The organism is Mycobacterium sp. NPDC004974, assembly GCF_053600815.1.
The window spans coordinates 219,318-236,711 of record NZ_JBSGAQ010000008.1 but is presented as its reverse complement, the minus strand read 5'-3'; the positions used below and the strand labels follow the sequence as shown (position 1 = coordinate 236,711).

Sequence of the window (17,394 nt, the reverse complement as noted above, 5' to 3'; positions counted from 1 at the left end):
GCGGTTCGACCACCTGCTGCGGATGACGGACGGCAGCGGCACCTTCGAACATGCCCGACTGGCTGAACCGAGAGCCGAAAACGGTTACTGCACGGACGATATGGCGCGCGTATTGATCGTCGCCACCCGCGCACCCGGCCCCGACAGTGACCTGAACCGTCTGGCGGGTGTGGCGATGCGCTTCCTCAACGAGGCGCAGACGCTCACCGGCGCCTGCCACAACCGTATGGACCGCACCGGCACGTGGGTCGACGAACCGGCGCTGGAGGACTCTTGGGGCCGCTGCCTGTGGGGCCTGGGCACCGCGGCTGCGCACAGTGATGTCGGCATGGTCCGCCAGATGGCGGTCATCCAGTTCAAGCGTGCCGCGCAGCAGCGGTCGATATGGCCACGGGCGATGGCGTTCGCTGTGCTGGGAGCGGCTGAGCTGCTCTCCGCCCAACCCGGGCACAGTGCCGCCCTCGCACTCATCACCGACTACGTCGCCGGTATCCCTGCGCCCACCGGTAACCCGGCCTGGCCCTGGCCCGAACCGCGACTCGCCTACGCCAATGCGGTTCTCGCCGAGGCCATGATTGCCGCGGGCGTCGCGATCGACGACTCGGCGCTGTACAACCGGGGCCTGGACCTGCTGGCATGGCTGGTCGAGCGCGAGACGGCCGACGATCACCTGTCGGTCACACCCGCCGGCGGCTGGGGCGTCGATGACCCGCGACCGGGATTCGACCAGCAGCCGATCGAGGTCGCTGCACTGGCGGATGCCTGTGCCCGCGCCGCAGCTGTTGATCCGAGCGCCATCTGGCCGGAAACCGTGCGGGCCGCTGCCGCCTGGTTTCAGGGTGCCAACGACATCGGCGAGCTGATGTGGGATCCCGAGACCGGTGGCGGATTCGACGGGTTGCACGCCGACGGGGTGAACCGCAACCAGGGTGCCGAGTCGACGCTGGCGGCGCTCTCGACTTTTCTGCAGGCGCAACGCTTTTCTCCCGTCTCCCCATGACGTCGATCCGGCCGGTAGCCCTCACGCGCAGTCCACAGTGGTTGAGAGCTGACCATTCACGGGTGATCACGCAGCTGTTCGTACCGGGTCAGGAGGGTTTCGAGCATCAGGAATCCCGGGCCGGCAAGGTTCTCACCAGGATCCTGGATCTGGACGAGACCCAGGTGCTGTCGGCGCTGGACGACGTCCTTCTCGGATACGGTGATCGCCACCGCGGCCTCATCGACACGTTTCGGCGTCACGCCGCCGAACTGTCCGACCGGCTCGCTTCCGGTTCGAAGCTGTCCGAGTCTCGAATGTTGTTGCTCGGCGCGGTGTTCACCAACGAATACGCGATCGAGGGTGCCGCATTGTGCAACCCCAGCATCGTCGTGCACCCGGACCAATCCGGAATCGCCACGGGCAGTGTGAGATTCGTGATGAGTGTGCGGGGGATAGGAGAGGGGCACCGGTCTTCGATCGGCTTCCGGACCGGCACCGTCGACGATGCCGGCGGCGTCGTGGTCGACGACCCGGCACCGTTCGCCTCCGCCGGTGCGACCGTGCCGACACTCCTCGATGCGGATGTGTTCCGCAGCGAGCTGGCCTGGCTGCACGATGGCGGCGAGGCGTCCGACTATGTGCTCGACGCGCTCGGCGATCGGTTCACCCGTGCCGACCTGGATGAGCGGCTCGAACAGTTGCAGCGACATCGCAGCACCCGCAGGCATGCACCGGCGACGATCGCGTCGATCCGAGCGATCGCGGACCGCGCGTACGGGGTCGAGTTCTCCGGCGATACCGCACTCTCCGAACGCGTGCTGTGGCCTGCTACCGGCGCTGAAGCCGCCGGAGTGGAGGACGCGCGGTTCGTACGTTTCGTCGACGACGACGGTGCGGTCAGGTACTACGCGAGCTACACGGCGTACAGCGGCTCGCAGATCAGTCAACAGCTCCTTGCGACCACTGATTTCCGGTCGTTCACTTCCGTGCCGATGGTCGGACGGGCCGCCGCGAACAAGGGACTTGCCCTGTTTCCGCGCCGGATCGGCGGACGATTCGCGGCCATGTCGCGATCCGACCGGGAATCGAACACCATCGCCTATTCGGAGCACCCGGCGGTGTGGACGAGCTCGTTGCCGTGCCAGCGGCCGACGCAGCCCTGGGAGGCGCTCCAGCTGGGAAACTGCGGTCCACCCATCGAGACCGAGGATGGGTGGCTGGTGCTCACTCACGGCGTCGGCCCGATGCGCACCTACCGGATCGGGGCCCTCCTGCTCGACCTGGATGAACCGACCCGGATTCTCGGTCGGCTGACCGAACCACTGCTGAGTGCGGCGGACGACGAACGCGACGGTTACGTGCCCAATGTCGTGTACTCGTGTGGCGCGCTCGTGCACGCCGACACCTTGGTGCTGCCGTTCGGGGTCGGTGACTCCGCCATCCGCATCGCCACTGTTCCCCTGCCCGAACTGCTGGGCGCATTGCGCGCGTAGCGCAGCATGGGCACCGGTCACGGGTGCTCGACCTGGTGTGGTGGCAGGGATCGGTATCACCACCTAGGCTGAAAGTACTTTCACCCAGGTGGCCCGGACCATGCCGCCGTACACAGACGGACCGGGAATTCTGACAATCAGAGATATCGCGGCATACGCGAAGTTGAGCCGTACCGACATCGACGCGATCGGTGCCGAGTTCGACACCATCCGCAGCGACGTCGAGGAGTCGTTGGGGGCGAGGGACGCCGCCTACATTCGGCGCACCATCGTGTTCCAGCGGGCGCTCGAGGTGGTCGCACGGCTGCTGATCGCAGGCACCCGGTCGAAGACCGGCCTGTTGGCTGGGACGGCTGCGCTGGCCTACGCGAAATCCGTTGAGAACATGGAAATCGGGCATAACGTCGGTCATGGCCAGTGGGACTGGATGAACGATCCCGAGATTCACTCCGCCACCTGGGAGTGGGACATGGTGGGCCCGTCTGCGCAGTGGCGTTACTCGCACAACTACCACCATCACGTGTTCAGCAACGTGCTGGGCGTGGACGACGACCTCGGCTTCGGCATCCTGCGGATGAGCCGTGACCAGCAATGGGAACCTCAGCACCTGGTGCAACCGCTGCGAAATGTGTTGTTGGCCATGATCTTCGAGTGGGGAATCGCACTACACGACTTCTACTCCGCCCGGGACCGCGCGGACACCGAGGACGGAAAGAACGCCGCGCGAGCACAGTTGCGCGCCAAGGTCGGCCGCCAGCTGAGCAAGGACTACGTCATTCTGCCGGCGCTGAGCCTGGGGCGCTGGAAGCGGACGCTTGTCGCGAATCTGGGTGCGAACGTGCTGCGCAATCTGTGGGCGTACCTGGTGATCTTCTGCGGTCATTTCCCCGACGGCGCGGAGAGGTTCGGCCCGGAAACGCTGCAGGAGGAGAGTCGCGGCGAGTGGTACCTGCGACAGATGCTGGGTGCGGCGAACTTCAAAGCCGGTCCGGTGCTGGCATTTTCAAGTGGAAACCTGTGCTATCAGATCGAGCACCACTTGTTCCCGGATCTGCCGAGCAACCGAATGGCAGAGGTGAGCGAGCGGGTGCGCGACGTGTGCGAGAAGTACAACTTGCCCTACACCAGCGGTTCTCTGGCCCGCCAGTATCTGCAGACGCTGCGGACGATCTTCAAACTCGCACTGCCCAATGCGGGGTGGCGATCACTGTTTCGAGCTGCGCCACCCGTCTGACCGGGATCCCGAAAAGGAACTTCACTTCTGCAGTCCCTGTGCCGTTGGTGGTCGAACAGGGAGAAGCTGTCGATCATCGGGTGGCGCGCCCTGTACCCCCAGTAGACGCCGTTATCGGGGCCGTGTCAACGTGGCCGGATCGTCGGTTGTAATCCATTGTGGTTCAGTGTGTTTCGATTTCGCTGACCGTGCCCGTCAGACGAGCTCAGTGCCATCCGGTGATGGGGTTGAGACACCGCAGGCCGCGGCGAATTGCACCGGGTCGAGGCCGTCGGCCGAGTTCATGTCGCAGTTGCCGAACGGTGGGGCGCCCTGCGGCAATCCCGGGCTGAACCCTCGTCCGTCGGTGTACTGGTGGGCGACCTTGCCGGGATAGTCGGGATTGCTGCCGTACGCCGCGATGATGAGCCTGATGCCGCTGGGTTTGGTGGGCCACATGTTGTTCAGGTCGCTCACATTGCCGTAGCCGATGATGCGGGCGCGGTTACCGGTGTACCCGGCCAGGTCCCAGTACAGCCGGTTGATCCAATCCGACCCGTCACCGCGCGGGTTGCCGCCCTGTTCGACGTCGAGCATGAGCGCGACGCGGGGGTGCAGGCCGCCGTTGGCCTCGATCATCGAGCGCACGGTGTCGGCGTTGGCCTGCCAGTCGGGCCGGCAGTAGGTGTAGACGATGCCGAACACCAGCCGCCCGGAACCCAATGCGCTGCGCATCCAGGCGTAGTTGGCCGCGAAATTGTGGTCGCGGTAGGTGCCGTCGCTGACCCGGATCGACAGCACCTGGTACGGGTACGTGTCGTCGACCGGGCGTTGCCACTCCGAGACGTCGGAGAACAGGGTGTCGGTGATGACGGCGGCGCTGCGCACGATCCACCGGGAACGCAGGGTCTTCGGGACCCTCTGACTCACCACATCGCTCGTCATGTTGTCGTCCTCGCACTCCTGTGACCAGCGTAGGCCGGTCAGAGTGCGTTGCGGCCGGCAATGATCTTGGCCAGCTGGACCGTCTGCTGGTCGTTGATGGTGTAGCCGCTGATCCGCAGGTCGACGACGAAGGCGTCGACAGCCAGGATCGCGCGGTGGGTCATGCGGTCGGTGACATCCGTCGGGTCGTCGTGGGTGATGTTGACACCGTCGAGCACGGTCGGGACGCCCATCCGGCGGGCGTCCCGCGTCTCGCCGCCGTCGTAGCTGAACGTCAGGGTGTCGTCGCCGCAGCGGCGCCAGATGTCGACGGTGCGGGCCACCATGGCCTCGGCGGCCTTGGGGGTGTCGAACCTGGTGATGGCCTGGTCGACCTCCACATCGTCGGCGTCGTCGGCGAGCTGGGTTTCGCGGAACTCTTTGTAGCCGCTGTCGCCGTAGACCCACTCCATCCCGTTGCCGATGACGACGATGCACTCCGGACGGGAGAGCGGCTCGTAGTTGGCGTTGGTCATCGGGCTGCGCAGCGCGGTCTTGGGCCGGACCTTGGCGTTCATCACGGTGTTGATCTCGGATTCGCTCGCCATCATGCTGCCCAGGACGTCGACGTGAGTGCCGTCGGAGCCGGGGACGGTCGGGGTGCAGGCGGCGAGTAGGACCGCGCACAGCGTGACGCCGGCCGCCTTGAGATCGATGCCCATCAGGTCCCCCCTTGGATCTGTTTGCTGATCCTAATCGCGAACCCGGAATGCGCCAGACGGCAATTTGGTGGTCAGTGGGTGACAACTGGCTCGTTCCTTTGCACCGGCCAGCAGGTCTCCCTTGTCGTCGTTTTCTACGCCACGGCCGCTCGTCTGCGTAGTCAACGACCCGTGGGTGGAAATCGGTGAGCTGCTCTGTCGGATGTTCGCGCCCGTTTCTACGCCCGCGTCGTGATGGTCGAGTTGCCACGACCCGGGGGTAGAAAACGGCGCAGCCCGCAGCCCGCAGCCCGCAGCCCGCAGCCCGCAGCCCGCAGCGCGTTCGCGCGCCGGCGAGCCTGCTCGTTCCCCCGATCGGGGGACACGGGATTCGTCCGGTGGAGGGGCCGGTCGGTCGATACAGCCGCGGATCAGATCGGCGCATTCTTATTTCAACGCCGGAACACACCGGACAAAAACACCAAAAGCCTTATCCGACAAAGGAGTCGACATGAGCACCATCACCCGCCGCATCGCCGCCGGTTTCGCCCTCGCCGCCGCCCCCGCGTTGATCGCCCTGGGCGCCGCCACCGCTCACGCCGACGCTTCCGTCGCCAACACCGGCCCGTCGGTCAGCTCGCACAAGGCTTTCCCGAACCAGCACAACATGCCGCAGCCCGGGTCCTCGATTCATCACCACCACCAGAACAACCACGCCAAGTAGGCCAGGGGAGGCGGGGCCCGGACGCAGCCAGCGTCCGGGCTTCCGGCTGTGCGGGCTTCCGCCCAGGAACGAGTAGCGCACTACTCTATTGCCGCCGGGCAGTTCGGTGTGAGCATCGCAATGCAGGAACCGAACCTGCCGTGGAGGGCCACGGTACAGCCCAGTAGGAGTGCCTGAAATGACCGAGAAATCCGATACTCACAAGGCCGTCGACCCTGTCCAGCAGGAAGCCGACCGGTTGCGCAAGAAGTTCAGCTCCTCCGAGGAGACGACGTTCACAGTGCAGCGTGCCACGCTCGGAGATGGTGACATCGAGTCGGTGGCAGTGACTTTCACTGTGCCGAGCTCCGTTCTCCTCGACAAGATGGTGGTCACTGCCGGCGCGGCCCGATCACAGCGGCGACACAAAGATCCGTTCTGGGCCGACAACGACGACGGCACCGACGCTTTCAACGACGGTGGTCCCGAACACGGCGGTGATCTTCCGCATTAGCTCGGCAGCGCAATCGATTTGACCAGCGGTCGCATGGTGGCAGCGAGGGGTTGCCGCCATGCACTCCGTTCACGATCCGTTCGAGGAGAACTCGATGACTGATACCGAGCTGACTTTGGCGAGTCTGATCCATCCGTTCAGCCCCGAAGACTTCAAACGTCGGCACTGGGAGCAGTCGCCTCTGGTGATCAAACGTGAGGAGCCCGGTTACTACCACGATTTTATGACGCTCGCGGGTTTCGACGACCTCCTTGCGTTGCCGCTGAGATCTCCACGTCTGCGCATCCTGCGCAAGGGCGAGGAAGTGTCGGTGGGGAGCCCGGGGTATGTCGAGGACACCTATGGGCAGTTTCAACAGGGATGCACCATTGCGCTGCAGTTCCTGCAGGAGCGGGTACCTTCACTGGCCCGTCTCTGCCGGGCATTGGCGGCTGAGCTTTCCGCTACTTTCCAGGTCAATGCCTACCTGACCCCGCCGGACGAACAAGGGCTCGACACCCACTACGACACTCACGACGTGTTCGTCCTTCAGATCTCCGGCGTGAAGCATTGGCGTCTGTTCAACGAAGCCGTGAGGTTGCCCTTGCCGGGGCAGGAGATGCGACCCGTCAGCGCGACGCGGAGCGATCTGATCGCCGAGGTCGACTTGCACCCGGGGGATGCCATCTACATTCCGCGGGGCTTCGGCCACGACGCGGTGTCGGTCGGTTCGACATCGCTGCATCTCACCGTGGGCGTCCGGCCGATCACATGGGCGTTCGTGTTGCTCGCGGCCATGGAGGAGGCCATCGAGCGAGACCCGCAACTGCGGGAATCGCTTCCGGTGGGCTTCGCCTGTGGCGGCGAAGCGCGGGTGGACGCCGAGCGTCGACTGGCAGGCCTGATCGAGGCCTTCGGCCCGCGCGTCGATGTCCCGCACATGATCGACAACGCCGCTGCGGTGATCGCCCGTCGAACCGGGGCGTCATTGGACAGGCACCTGGTCGATCTGACCGCGACGCCTGACCTGCGGCTCGACACCCGCGTGCGGCGCCGGCCGACTCCGTCTACCTTCGCGGTCGCCGGCGGGAAGGCTGAGCTGACCTTCCACGGCAAGACGCTGCGGATGCCGGAATTCGTCTCTGAAGACCTGGAATTCATCCGCGGCACCGGTGCCTTCACCCCGCAGGACCTACCGGGGAATCTGGACGATCCGGGCCGCCTGGTTCTGGTCAAACGTCTTGTCCGGGAAGGGCTCCTGACGATCGATGCCTGACGGTCGCGGCCGGAGAATCGCACGCTCCAGCATCACGGCGTCGGTATCCGCAGCAACAGGTGGCATCGGCTCGTAGGGTGGAGGCATGGTGGGGTTACCCCCGGGGCCTCCGTTGCCCCCTTTGGTGCAGGCGTTGTTGATGTTGCGTTACTGGCCGCGATTCGTTTCGGCCTGCGGGCGCCGCTACGGCGACGTATTCACGTTGCGGGTCGCGGCGATGGGCACGATGGTGTATCTGGCAGACCCCGCTGACATCAAGGTGGTGTTCGCCGGAGATCCGACGATCTTTCATGCCGGAGAAGCGAATTCGGTGCTGAGTTCACTACTCGGTGACAGCTCGGTGCTGGTGATCGATGAGGATGAACACCACGAACGCCGGCGGCAGATGCTCCCGCCGTTTCACCGCGATGCGGTGGCCCGCCAGACCGAGATCATGACGGAGATCGCCGCCGCGAACATCGCGGGCTGGCCGGTGGGCACTGCCTTCCCGGTAGCCCCGAAGATGGCCGAGATCACCCTTGAGGTCATCCTGCGAACCGTGATCGGGGCGTCGGATCCGGCCCGGCTGGCCGCGTTGCGGTCGGTCATGCCACGGCTGCTCAGTGTCGGCCCTTGGGAGACGCTGGCGCTGGCCAGCCCGGGACTGCGGCGGAGGCGCCCGTGGCGGGCCTTGCAGCGCAACATCGAGGAGGCCGACCGGCTGCTGTACGCCGAGATCGCCGATCGGCGGGCTGACCCGGAGGTCGCGACCCGCACCGATGTGCTGGCCATGCTGGTGCGATCCGCCGGCGAGGGCGGGCACACCATGACCGACCGTGAGCTGCGCGATCAGTTGATGACCCTGCTGGCCGCCGGGCATGAGACGACCGCGACGGCACTGTCGTGGGCGCTGGAACGGTTGACCCGTCATCCCGCGGTGCTGGACAAGGCGGTGCGGGCCGCGCGCGACGGCGATGACGAGTACCTCGACGCGGTGGCCAAGGAAACCCTGCGGATCCGGCCGGTGGTGTTCGACGTGGGCCGGGTGCTCAAGCAGCCGGTCGAGTTGGCGGGCTACCGGCTGCCGGCCGGGGTGATGGTGGCGCCCGGCATCGGCCTGGTGCACGAACGTGACGACGTGTATCCCGACGCCGACCGGTTCGACCCGGACCGGATGCTCGGCGTGGCGCTCGGCCCCACCACCTGGTTCCCGTTCGGTGGTGGCAACCGTCGCTGCCTGGGCGCGACGTTCGCGATGGTCGAACTGCGGGTCGTGCTGCGCGAAATCCTGCGCCGGGTGGACCTTTTCGCCACGACAGCTGCCGACGAGCAGCAGCGCGTCAAGCACGTGACGTTGGTCCCGCACCGCGGGGCGCGGATCTGTGTGCGGGCGGTTCGGGAGCCGTCCGAGGTCGAGGGCCATCGGGCGGAGTCGGCCCGCCGCTAGTCGATCCGGTAGCCGGGCAGGTCGAGGTCGTCGCGCACGCTGCCGGTGAACAGGCCGGCCACCGGGCGGCTCAGGTTCATCGCCCGCAGCGCCACGTTGCGGAACCACAACCCGAACCTTGTTCTGGTGGCGAAGAAGCCGAGCATCCGTTCGGCCCCGGCCTGCTTGCTCTCGATGAACGGCCGCAGCAGCGACTCATAGTTCTCGAAGGCGCGGCGGTGGTCGCCGTCGGCGCGGGCGAGTTCCCCGGCCAGGGCGTAGGCCTCGGTGATCGCCAGCCCGGTGCCCTCACCGCCGAGCAGCGAGATGCAGCCTGCCGCGTCACCGATCAACAACACCCGGTCGTCGGACCAACGGTCCATCCGGATCTGGCTGACCACGTCGAAGAAGAGGTCGTCGACGCCGTCCACTGCGGCCAGGATCTGTCGGCATTCCCAGCCGACATCGTCGAACTGCTTGTGTAACTGCTCTTTTGGCGTCATGCCGTGGTCATCGTGCTCGTCACGGAACACGAACAGGAACATGGTGCGGTCGCCGCGCAAGGTGAACTGCCCGATCTGGCGCCCCGGAACGCTGTACGTGAGATAGGCATCCGAAGTCCCGCCGCGATAGCCGTCGACCACGCAGGCGGCGACCTTGCAGCCCAGGTAGCGCTCGAATCGCTCCTCGGGCCCGAAGACCAGGCTGCGCACGTTGGAGTGCAGGCCGTCGGCGCCGATGACGAGGTCGAAGTCGTCGGCCGGGCCGTTCTCGAACGTCACCCGCACCCCGCCGGGGTGTTGATCGATGCCGGTGATGCTGTCGCCGAAAACGGTCGGCACGCGGCCCTCGATCGTGCGGTAGATCGCCGCAGCGAGATCACCGCGCGGCAGGCTGATGAAGTCATTGCCGATGATGCGCCGGAACACGTCGACGCGGAGTGCAGCGCGCGTCGTGCCATCGGGTCCGACCGAGCGCACCGATTGCACGTCGTAGCCCGCCTCGAGGATCGCCGACTCGATGCCCATCTGCCGGGCCGTCCGGTAGCCGATGCCCCAGAAGTCGATCATGTAGCCGCCGGTGCGGAATGCCGGCGCCCGCTCGATCAGCGTGGGGATGTGGCCGGTGCGGTGCAGCCAATGTGCCAGCGCCGCCCCGGCGACCCCGGCCCCACTGATGGCGATTCGCATAGCGATTCGATGCTACGTGAGCGGCGGTTTCGGGCGTTTACGTCGAAAGGCCCGGACGTTGAGTACGTCCGGGCCCCTCCTACCCCCTGGCTTATCTGGCGAGCCGAGTTGGCGAAGTCTCAGCGCCGCTTGTGGTGCAGGACTTCCTCGGTCGAGTGCGCGTCGACTGCCTTGTCCCGCTTGGCCGCGCGTTTCTCCTTGAGCGACTTGCCCGATTTCTTGGTCATGCTCTGGCGTGGCGACTTGTCAGCCATGGTTGGCCCCTTTGACTTGGGGGCCTGTGCGGTCCCGATGGCTCGACCCTACGCGCGGCCCACCACAACCGCAACGATGTATGCCTACAGTGTTGACAGTGCTTATCGGAGCGCGTTGACTTGAGTATTGATCGAGCTTGCGCCAAGGGTGCGGTCTGGTGGTCGTGCGCGAAACCAGCCAGGGCCGTGGAGAAGTGTCCGGGCTGCTGTCAAGATGTGGACGTTCCGTTTTGGGCAGGCGACATAATCTGGCGCTCCCCAGTCAGGTGGAGGAGTCGTCACGATGGTCAAACAAGCGACCGCCCCACGGCGTGGTGTGGAGGGGCAGATAAACCGTTCGGTGATCCTGCAGGCTGCCCTTCGTCTGGTGGACCGCGACGGTGTCGATGGCCTGTCCATGCGCCGGCTCAGTGAGGAGGTCGGCCGGGATCCTGCCGTGCTCTACCGGCATGTGCCCAACAAGGCCGCGCTGCTCGACGGGGTTACCGAGATGGTGATCGGCCAGTTGCGCGTCGACACCGCCGACCCAGATTGGGCCGGCCAGCTCCGCACGGTGGCGCACAAATTTCGGCAGTTGGCTCTGGCGCACCCAAACGTGGTGCCGCTGATGGTAACTCGTCCGCTGGCCACCCCGTTGGGGCAGCGTCCGCCGGGAATGCTGCGGCCGCTGGAGGACGTCCTGACGCTGCTGACGACGGCCGGATTCTCCGGGACCGATGCCCTGCATATCTACCGAATGCTCTTCGGCTACCTGCACGGTCACATCCTCACCGAGTTGCAGGAGGTCGTCGAACGGCCAGAGGAGCCCGACGATGTGCTGCGGCTGGGTCTGCACCGACTGTCCATCACCGAGTTCCCGCAGGTACGCGCACTGGCTTCCGCGCTGGGGTGCTACGACGGTGCGGCCGAACTCGACCGCGGGCTCGACGTGCTATTCATCGGGTTGGAGACCACCATGGGCTCACGCAAGACTGCAACGGCGTCAGGTTCACCGTGACCCCGCCCGAGAACATCGGGTCATGCAGTTCGATGCGTGCCGGCACCGCGCCAGGCGTACAGGAGGACGCACAAGCCGCCACCGACAAGTACGCGCCAATGCGTCACGCGATCTGCGGCTGATTGTCAGGCAGGCGTGCCAAGCTGGGGCTATGGCTGCGAATCGTTCCCCGCACCGTGCCGACCTCGTGCTCTCCGGGGGCGGGGTCAAGGGCATCGGCCTGGTGGGCGCCATCGTCGCGCTCAAGGACGCGGGATACGCGATCGAGCGGATCTCGGGCACCTCGGCCGGCTCACTGGTCGGCGCGGTGGTCGCCGCGGCGGTGCATCGCAATGAATTGACCAGTGACCAACTGCACGAGTTGGCGCTGAGCGTGCCGTACCGCAAGTTTCGCGACAGCGGGCCGATCGAGCGGATCCCGGTGCTGGGCACGGCGTGGGGCCTGCTGTGCGAGACCGGTATCTATCGCGGTGACTTCGCGTACGACTGGATCCGCAGCGAGCTGAAGAATCTGGGCGTCAAGACCTTTGGCGATCTGGCCATCGACGACAAGAATCTACTGCCCGAGCGGCGCTACCGGCTGACGGTCACGGTGACCGACGTGACCACCGGGCAACTGGTGCGCCTGCCGTGGGACTACCGGCGGGTCTACGGCCTGGACCCCGACGAGCAGCTCGTCGCCGACGCGGTGCGGGCCTCGATGGCGATACCGTTCCTGTTCCATCCGGTGACGCTGAAAACCGCTGACGGGCAGGCGTGCACGCTCGTGGATGGCGGGGTGTTGTCGAACTTCCCGATCGACACCTTCGACCGCCCCGACGGTGCCGAGCCGCGCTGGCCGACGTTCGGGGTGACGGTGGTGCCGTACCTGCCCGCGCCGACGGCCGAGCAACTCATCCCCGGGTTGGGCATGTTGCGCTTCGGCCGCCCGACCTTTCTGGAAAGCCTGATCACCACCATGCTGGTCGGCCACGACCAGGCCTACCTCAGCCAGCCGTGGGTGAAGGTGCGTGCGATCCAGGTGGATTCGACCGAAGTCGGGGTGCTCGACTTCGACATCACCCGCAATGAGGCCGAAGCCCTGTACGAGAAGGGCTACGCGGCGACGACGGAGTTCCTGTCCACCTGGGACTGGCCGGCCTACCTGGACCGCTTCCGCCGGGCCCATCGGGTGAATCGGCGTTAGTGAGTATCAGATATTCCGCGCCCGGCCGGATCAATCTGATCGGCGAGCACACCGACTACAACTTCGGTTTCGCGCTGCCGATTGCCCTGCCGCAGCGGACCGTTGTGGGTTTCGCTCCGGACTCGTCGGGTGTGCTGTCGGTGTCGAGTACGTTCGGTGACGCGCGGATCGGGCTGGACACCGTGCCGGGAGGAGTGACGAGCTGGGCTGCGTACGTCGCCGGGGTGGTGTGGGCCCTGCGGCGTGCCGGGATCGCGGTGCCGGGCGGCGGGGCCATGACGATCACCAGCGACGTCGAGATCGGTTCGGGGTTGTCGTCATCGGCCGCGCTGGAATGCGCGGTGCTCGGTGCCCTGCTCACGGCGGCGGGTGTCGATCTCGATCGCGTCGAGCAGGCCCGGATCGCCCAACGGGCCGAGAACGAGTATGTCGGCGCGCCAACGGGACTGCTCGATCAGCTGGCGTCGTTGTTCGGCGAGCCGGGGGCGGCGATGCTGATCGACTTCCGCGACGTCACCGTGCAGCCGGTGCGCTTCGACCCCGAGGCCTCCGGAGTGGCCCTGCTGTTGATCGACTCGCGGGCCCGGCACGCGCACGCCGGTGGCGAGTATGCGGCCCGGCGGGCGTCCTGCGAGCGGGCGGCCGCCGATCTCGGGGTGGCCTCGCTGCGTGAGGTCTCTGGCACGTCGGCGCTCGGGGCGGTGAAGGATCCGGTCGATACCCGGCGCGCGCGTCATGTGCTGACCGAGAACCAACGGGTACTCGATTGCGTTGCCGCGATGCAATCTTCGGACTTCGCCGCGGTTGGTGAGTTGTGGACCGCATCGCACGCCTCGATGCGTGACGACTTCGAGATCACCACCCCGAACCTCGACCTGATCGCTGAAACTGCGGTTCGGGCGGGTGCGCTCGGGGCCCGGATGACCGGTGGCGGGTTCGGCGGCTGTGTCATCGCGCTGGTGCCGGATGCGCGGGTGGATGCCGTCGGTGCGGCCGTGTTCCGCGCGGTGCGCGATGCCGGATATTCGGAGCCGGCCATCACCAGGACTCATGCGGGCGCCGGTGCGGGGCCGGTTACCGCAGCTTGACCATCCGCGTCGTCGAACTCTCATCCAACTCGACCACATCGGACCGTGATCGCAGGAAATCACTGAACGACTTGAAACCCAACGACTTCTCATTGAAGGACGGATCCATCCGCTTCATCTGAGCTTTGACCGCGGAGTTGTGCAGCCACTCGGCGTCGTCCTTCTCCAGGCCGATCTGCAAGGCGCGGGTGAGCAGCGCAGTGGCCTGGGCCTGTGGGTCCTGCTCATCCGTCTTGCGGGTGCGCTTCTGCTGCTTGGGCTCCGGCTCGGGGCTGGGCGCGGGGACACCGGGGAGCGAGTCGTAGACGACGAATTCGTCGCACGCGGCGGCCAGCACCCGGCTGGAGGACCCGGCCACCCCGATGCCGACGACATAGCGCCCCAGCCGTTTACAGCGTTGGGCCAGGGGGATGTAGTCGGAGTCGCCGGCCACGATCACCACATGGGTGAGGTCGGGGAGCCGGAACATGTCCTCGACCGCGTCGACGGCGAGCCGGATGTCGGCGCCGTTCTTGCCGTACGCGGCGGCGGGGAACAGCTGCACCAGGTCGACGGCGCGACCGACGAGCTGCTCGCGATATCCGGCGTTGAGATCGGCCGACCAGTCCGCGTAGGCGCGGGTGAGCACCAACGTGCCGAAGGACGAGGCGAAGTCGAGGATGGCACCGAGGTCGACGGTGGCCTTGGTGAGCTTGTCGGCCTCCAGGCCTTTGGCTTTGTCCTTCTGAAAGGAGTTGCGGCCGTTGACCTGGTCGTAGCGGGAGATGACGATGTTGTCGAAGTCGAGGTAGACCGCGACGCGGGTGTCGAGTTCGGTCACATCAGTCCTCTGATTCGGATCGCCCGATGAGGTTTCGAGCGCCGGTCGGGCCGAGCAGTTCCCGGAACGCCTGCACGGTGTAGCCGACGACGGTGGCGTCGGTCTTCGCGCGGGCGGTGGCCGACCGAGGCAGGCTGAACAGCGGCCCCATCTCGCCGAAGTAGTCGCCGGGTCCGGAGACTTTGATGACTTCCTCACCACCGCTGGCCAATTCGCGAGCAAGTTCGATCTCGCCGTCGGTGACGATGTAGATGAGATCGCCCATCTCGCCCTGCGCGAACAGCACCTCGCCGGCTTCGATGGTCACGGTTTCGGGGCCTTGATGCTCGACGGCAACATGCGGGACGAGCTCCACCACCTGGTCGGCGAGCGGCAGGATGCGGGTGTCGTGGGTGGCGACGACAACGACGTGCTCACCGCTGGCGAGCTCACGGATGAGCCGGAGTACCTCCTCGACCTGGATGAAATCCAGATGTGCAGTCGGCTCATCGGCCAGGATCAGCGGCGGATCGAGGGCGATCGCGCGGGCCACCGCGACGCGCTGTTGCTGCCCGCCGCTGAGATCGCCGGGGCGGTGGTGCAGTCGGTCCTCAAGGTTGACGCGGGTCAGCAGTTCCGTGGCGCGTTCGCGGGCTGCGTGCCTCGTTCTGCCGGCGGCGCGCAGTGGCACCATCACGTTTTCCAGCGCGGTCAGGCTGGGCACGAGGTTGAAGGCCTGGAACACGATGCCGACGGTGTCGCGCCGGTAGTCCGACAGCTCCTTCTTGTTCAGGGTGGTCACATCGACATCGCCGAACTCGATGCGGCCGGCGGTCGGTTTGAGGATCCCGCCCAGGCAGGACAGGAGCGTGGTCTTCCCACAACCGCTGGGGCCCAGCAGGATTGCCAGTGATCCGGCTGGAACCTCGAGGTCGAGTCCGTCGATCGGGCGCACCGCGTAGCCGCCGCTGGAGTATTCCACGACGAGGTCTTTGACGAGTAGGTCGGCCATGTCAGGGTCCTCGGAATGCCAGGGCGGGGTCGACGGTGACCGCGCGGCGCAGCCCGGCAACGCTGGCCAACAGACCGATCACGACGGCGACGATCGGCAGCGCGATGAACGCCAGGGTGGGGACGTCGCAGCGCATCGGGAACGGCGGCCCGAGCACGAGTGACAGTCCCGCGCCCAGCAGGGCGGCAAGCAGGGCGACGGCGACGGCCTGCATCGCCAATCCGGCCATGATGGACCGGGTGGCCACGCCGACGGCCTTGAACACCGCGAAGTCGCGGGTGCGTTCCAGGGCGGACAGGTAGATCACCGAGCCGACGATCAGCGCCGCGACCGCCCACAGCAGGCCGGCCATCAAGCTCATCGCCTGGTTGGCGCCGCGCAGTGGGCGGACCATGTCGTCGATGGCGCCGGCCCGGTCGACGATGCGGAATTCGGGCGGTGCCGTGCCCGGGTTGCCGACGATACCGACCGACGAGATCAGCTTCTGCCCGGAGAACAGCAGTTGTTGGGCACCGGGGACCGTCAGGTAGATGTTGTCCTGGGCGGCCAGGGCGGTGAGGTCGTCGACCAGCCCGACAACACGCAGTTTGGACGCGCCGACGTTGATATCGGCGCCGATCGGGCGGTCCATCGTCGTCGAGACCGCGACTTCGTCGGGGGCGTGGGGGGCCCGGCCGTCCTTCAACGCCGGAGTGCCGGGGCCCTGGTCCGGGACTCCGAACACGTTCACATTGCGCGGGGTGCCGCCGGCGGGGATGGTCGACGAGCCGTACACCAGCGGGACGGCTGTGACGACACCCGGAAGCTTGGCCGCCAGCTGAACTGCGGTGGGCGGCAACGGTGCCGAGCCGAGGAACGGGCCGGCTGCACCCGACTTGATCATGAATGCGTCCAGGCCCAGGGCGTCGACACTGCGTTCGGCCTCGACGCGGAAGCCATGGGCCAGGCCCGTCAACACCAAGGTCATGGCAAAAACCAACGCGGTGCCGACCGCGGCGATCATGAATCGCCGTCGGCGCCACTGCAGATCGCGTAACGCCGCGATCAACACGTCGGTGCCCCGCTCATCGTGTGTGACGTTACCGAGGTGGGTGTGGCGGGTGGCGGTTATTCGGGCATTTGGTGAGGGACGTGGGTGGCCAGTCGCGATCGTCATGGCAGCTGCGACGGGTCGGCCGGGCCGGTTCGGGCGGTATGTGCGGGCGGAAAGATCGTCAAAATTCTTGACGATCTTCCCGGCTGACATCGACCGCACAGATCCTCGCTCGGTCGCCGCCGTCAATGTCGGTGGCTGATGCGACGATGCGCGGTTCACTTCAAACAGGAGGTTGATATGAAGCGTGTATTCGTCGCGGTCATCGGTCTGGTGGCTGTCGCTCTGGCGACGAGCTCGGTGGCGGTGGCGTCGCCGTCGTGGACCATGCCGAATCTGATCGGGATGGATCTGCAGGGTGCCCAGGATGCGATCCAGTCGCTGACGCGCGGTGAGGTGTGGTTCAGCAGCTCGACCGATCTCACCGGCAAGGGCCGGGCCCAGATCAGCGATCGCAACTGGCAGGTGTGCAGTTCGACGCCGCCGCCGGGGGCGAAGTTCTCGGCGTCGACCGACATCGACTTCGGGGTGGTGCGCATCGACACGGAGAAGTGTCCGTGACGCTGTGACCCATGGGGCTCGAAG

The 17,394-nt window shown here is 66.4% G+C and carries 18 protein-coding genes; 11 read left to right on the top strand and 7 right to left on the bottom strand.

The window, feature by feature from the left end; genetic code table 11:
* Positions 1-22 precede the first annotated feature (22 nt).
* The 3 genes from ACWEFV_RS19815 (at position 23) to ACWEFV_RS19805 (ending at position 3,709) form a co-directional block, all read left to right on the top strand.
* A complete protein-coding gene (locus ACWEFV_RS19815) occupies positions 23-1,000 on the top strand; it encodes a glycosyltransferase (protein ID WP_450071420.1) in 978 nt (325 codons plus the stop codon).
* Positions 997-2,475, top strand: a complete 1,479-nt coding sequence (locus tag ACWEFV_RS19810) for a glycoside hydrolase family 130 protein (RefSeq protein WP_450071387.1) — start codon at positions 997-999, stop codon at positions 2,473-2,475. Before ACWEFV_RS19815 ends, ACWEFV_RS19810 begins: the two co-directional genes overlap by 4 nt.
* 130 nt (positions 2,476-2,605) lie before the next feature.
* Positions 2,606-3,709, top strand: a complete 1,104-nt coding sequence (locus ACWEFV_RS19805; RefSeq protein WP_450071419.1) for a fatty acid desaturase family protein — start codon at positions 2,606-2,608, stop codon at positions 3,707-3,709.
* A gap of 195 nt (positions 3,710-3,904) precedes the next feature.
* Here ACWEFV_RS19805 and ACWEFV_RS19800 read toward each other — a convergent pair whose 3' ends face one another.
* Entirely contained in the window at positions 3,905-4,633 is a 729-nt protein-coding gene (locus tag ACWEFV_RS19800) for a hypothetical protein (protein ID WP_450071386.1), read from the bottom strand.
* 38 nt (positions 4,634-4,671) lie between these two features.
* Positions 4,672-5,334, bottom strand: coding sequence for a sensor domain-containing protein (locus ACWEFV_RS19795; protein WP_450071385.1), 663 nt, complete (start codon positions 5,332-5,334; stop codon positions 4,672-4,674).
* A 490-nt stretch (positions 5,335-5,824) separates the two neighbouring features.
* On the opposite strand from ACWEFV_RS19795, the gene ACWEFV_RS19790 reads away from it, so the two are divergent.
* The 4 genes from ACWEFV_RS19790 to ACWEFV_RS19775 all read left to right on the top strand — a co-directional run bounded on the left by ACWEFV_RS19790 (position 5,825) and on the right by ACWEFV_RS19775 (position 9,211).
* Entirely contained in the window at positions 5,825-6,037 is a 213-nt protein-coding gene (locus tag ACWEFV_RS19790; RefSeq protein WP_135452740.1) for a hypothetical protein, read from the top strand.
* Between the two features lie 178 nt (positions 6,038-6,215).
* Positions 6,216-6,530: a hypothetical protein gene (locus ACWEFV_RS19785; RefSeq protein WP_450071384.1), complete on the top strand. Its 315-nt coding sequence runs from the start codon at positions 6,216-6,218 to the stop codon at positions 6,528-6,530.
* 94 nt (positions 6,531-6,624) lie between these two features.
* Positions 6,625-7,785: a cupin domain-containing protein gene (locus ACWEFV_RS19780; protein WP_450071383.1), complete on the top strand. Its 1,161-nt coding sequence runs from the start codon at positions 6,625-6,627 to the stop codon at positions 7,783-7,785.
* An 85-nt stretch (positions 7,786-7,870) separates the two neighbouring features.
* Entirely contained in the window at positions 7,871-9,211 is a 1,341-nt protein-coding gene (locus tag ACWEFV_RS19775; RefSeq protein ID WP_450071382.1) for a cytochrome P450, read from the top strand.
* On the opposite strand, the gene ACWEFV_RS19770 is transcribed toward ACWEFV_RS19775, so the two are convergent.
* Positions 9,208-10,380: an FAD-binding domain gene (locus ACWEFV_RS19770; protein WP_450071381.1), complete on the bottom strand. Its 1,173-nt coding sequence runs from the start codon at positions 10,378-10,380 to the stop codon at positions 9,208-9,210. The two genes, ACWEFV_RS19775 and ACWEFV_RS19770, sit on opposite strands and share 4 nt — an antisense overlap.
* 119 nt (positions 10,381-10,499) lie before the next feature.
* On the bottom strand, positions 10,500-10,634 hold the full coding sequence (locus tag ACWEFV_RS19765; protein ID WP_268952471.1) for a hypothetical protein: 135 nt from the start codon (positions 10,632-10,634) through the stop codon (positions 10,500-10,502).
* Positions 10,635-10,917: 283 nt separating this feature from the next.
* On the opposite strand from ACWEFV_RS19765, the gene ACWEFV_RS19760 reads away from it, so the two are divergent.
* From ACWEFV_RS19760 to ACWEFV_RS19750, 3 genes are all read left to right on the top strand, one after another.
* Entirely contained in the window at positions 10,918-11,631 is a 714-nt protein-coding gene (locus ACWEFV_RS19760) for a TetR/AcrR family transcriptional regulator C-terminal domain-containing protein (RefSeq protein ID WP_450071380.1), read from the top strand.
* A gap of 151 nt (positions 11,632-11,782) precedes the next feature.
* Positions 11,783-12,817, top strand: coding sequence for a patatin-like phospholipase family protein (locus ACWEFV_RS19755; RefSeq protein WP_450071379.1), 1,035 nt, complete (start codon positions 11,783-11,785; stop codon positions 12,815-12,817).
* Positions 12,817-13,905 carry a galactokinase gene (locus tag ACWEFV_RS19750; protein WP_450071378.1) on the top strand — a complete coding sequence of 363 codons (1,089 nt, stop codon included), beginning with the start codon at positions 12,817-12,819 and terminating at the stop codon, positions 13,903-13,905. The genes ACWEFV_RS19755 and ACWEFV_RS19750 overlap by 1 nt, the downstream gene beginning before the upstream one ends.
* Here ACWEFV_RS19750 and ACWEFV_RS19745 read toward each other — a convergent pair.
* From ACWEFV_RS19745 to ACWEFV_RS19735, 3 genes are read right to left on the bottom strand one after another with little or no spacing between them, the layout of a single operon-like run.
* Complete coding sequence (locus ACWEFV_RS19745) at positions 13,892-14,725, bottom strand: NYN domain-containing protein (RefSeq protein WP_450071377.1); 834 nt, start codon at positions 14,723-14,725, stop codon at positions 13,892-13,894. The genes ACWEFV_RS19750 and ACWEFV_RS19745 overlap by 14 nt on opposite strands.
* Position 14,726: 1 nt before the next feature.
* Entirely contained in the window at positions 14,727-15,716 is a 990-nt protein-coding gene (locus ACWEFV_RS19740; RefSeq protein WP_450071376.1) for an ABC transporter ATP-binding protein, read from the bottom strand.
* A gap of 1 nt (position 15,717) precedes the next feature.
* Positions 15,718-16,767: an ABC transporter permease gene (locus ACWEFV_RS19735; protein WP_450071418.1), complete on the bottom strand. Its 1,050-nt coding sequence runs from the start codon at positions 16,765-16,767 to the stop codon at positions 15,718-15,720.
* Positions 16,768-17,049: 282 nt separating this feature from the next.
* Between ACWEFV_RS19735 and ACWEFV_RS19730 the strand changes: the two genes are divergently transcribed.
* On the top strand, positions 17,050-17,370 hold the full coding sequence (locus tag ACWEFV_RS19730; RefSeq protein ID WP_450071375.1) for a PASTA domain-containing protein: 321 nt from the start codon (positions 17,050-17,052) through the stop codon (positions 17,368-17,370).
* Positions 17,371-17,394 lie beyond the last annotated feature (24 nt).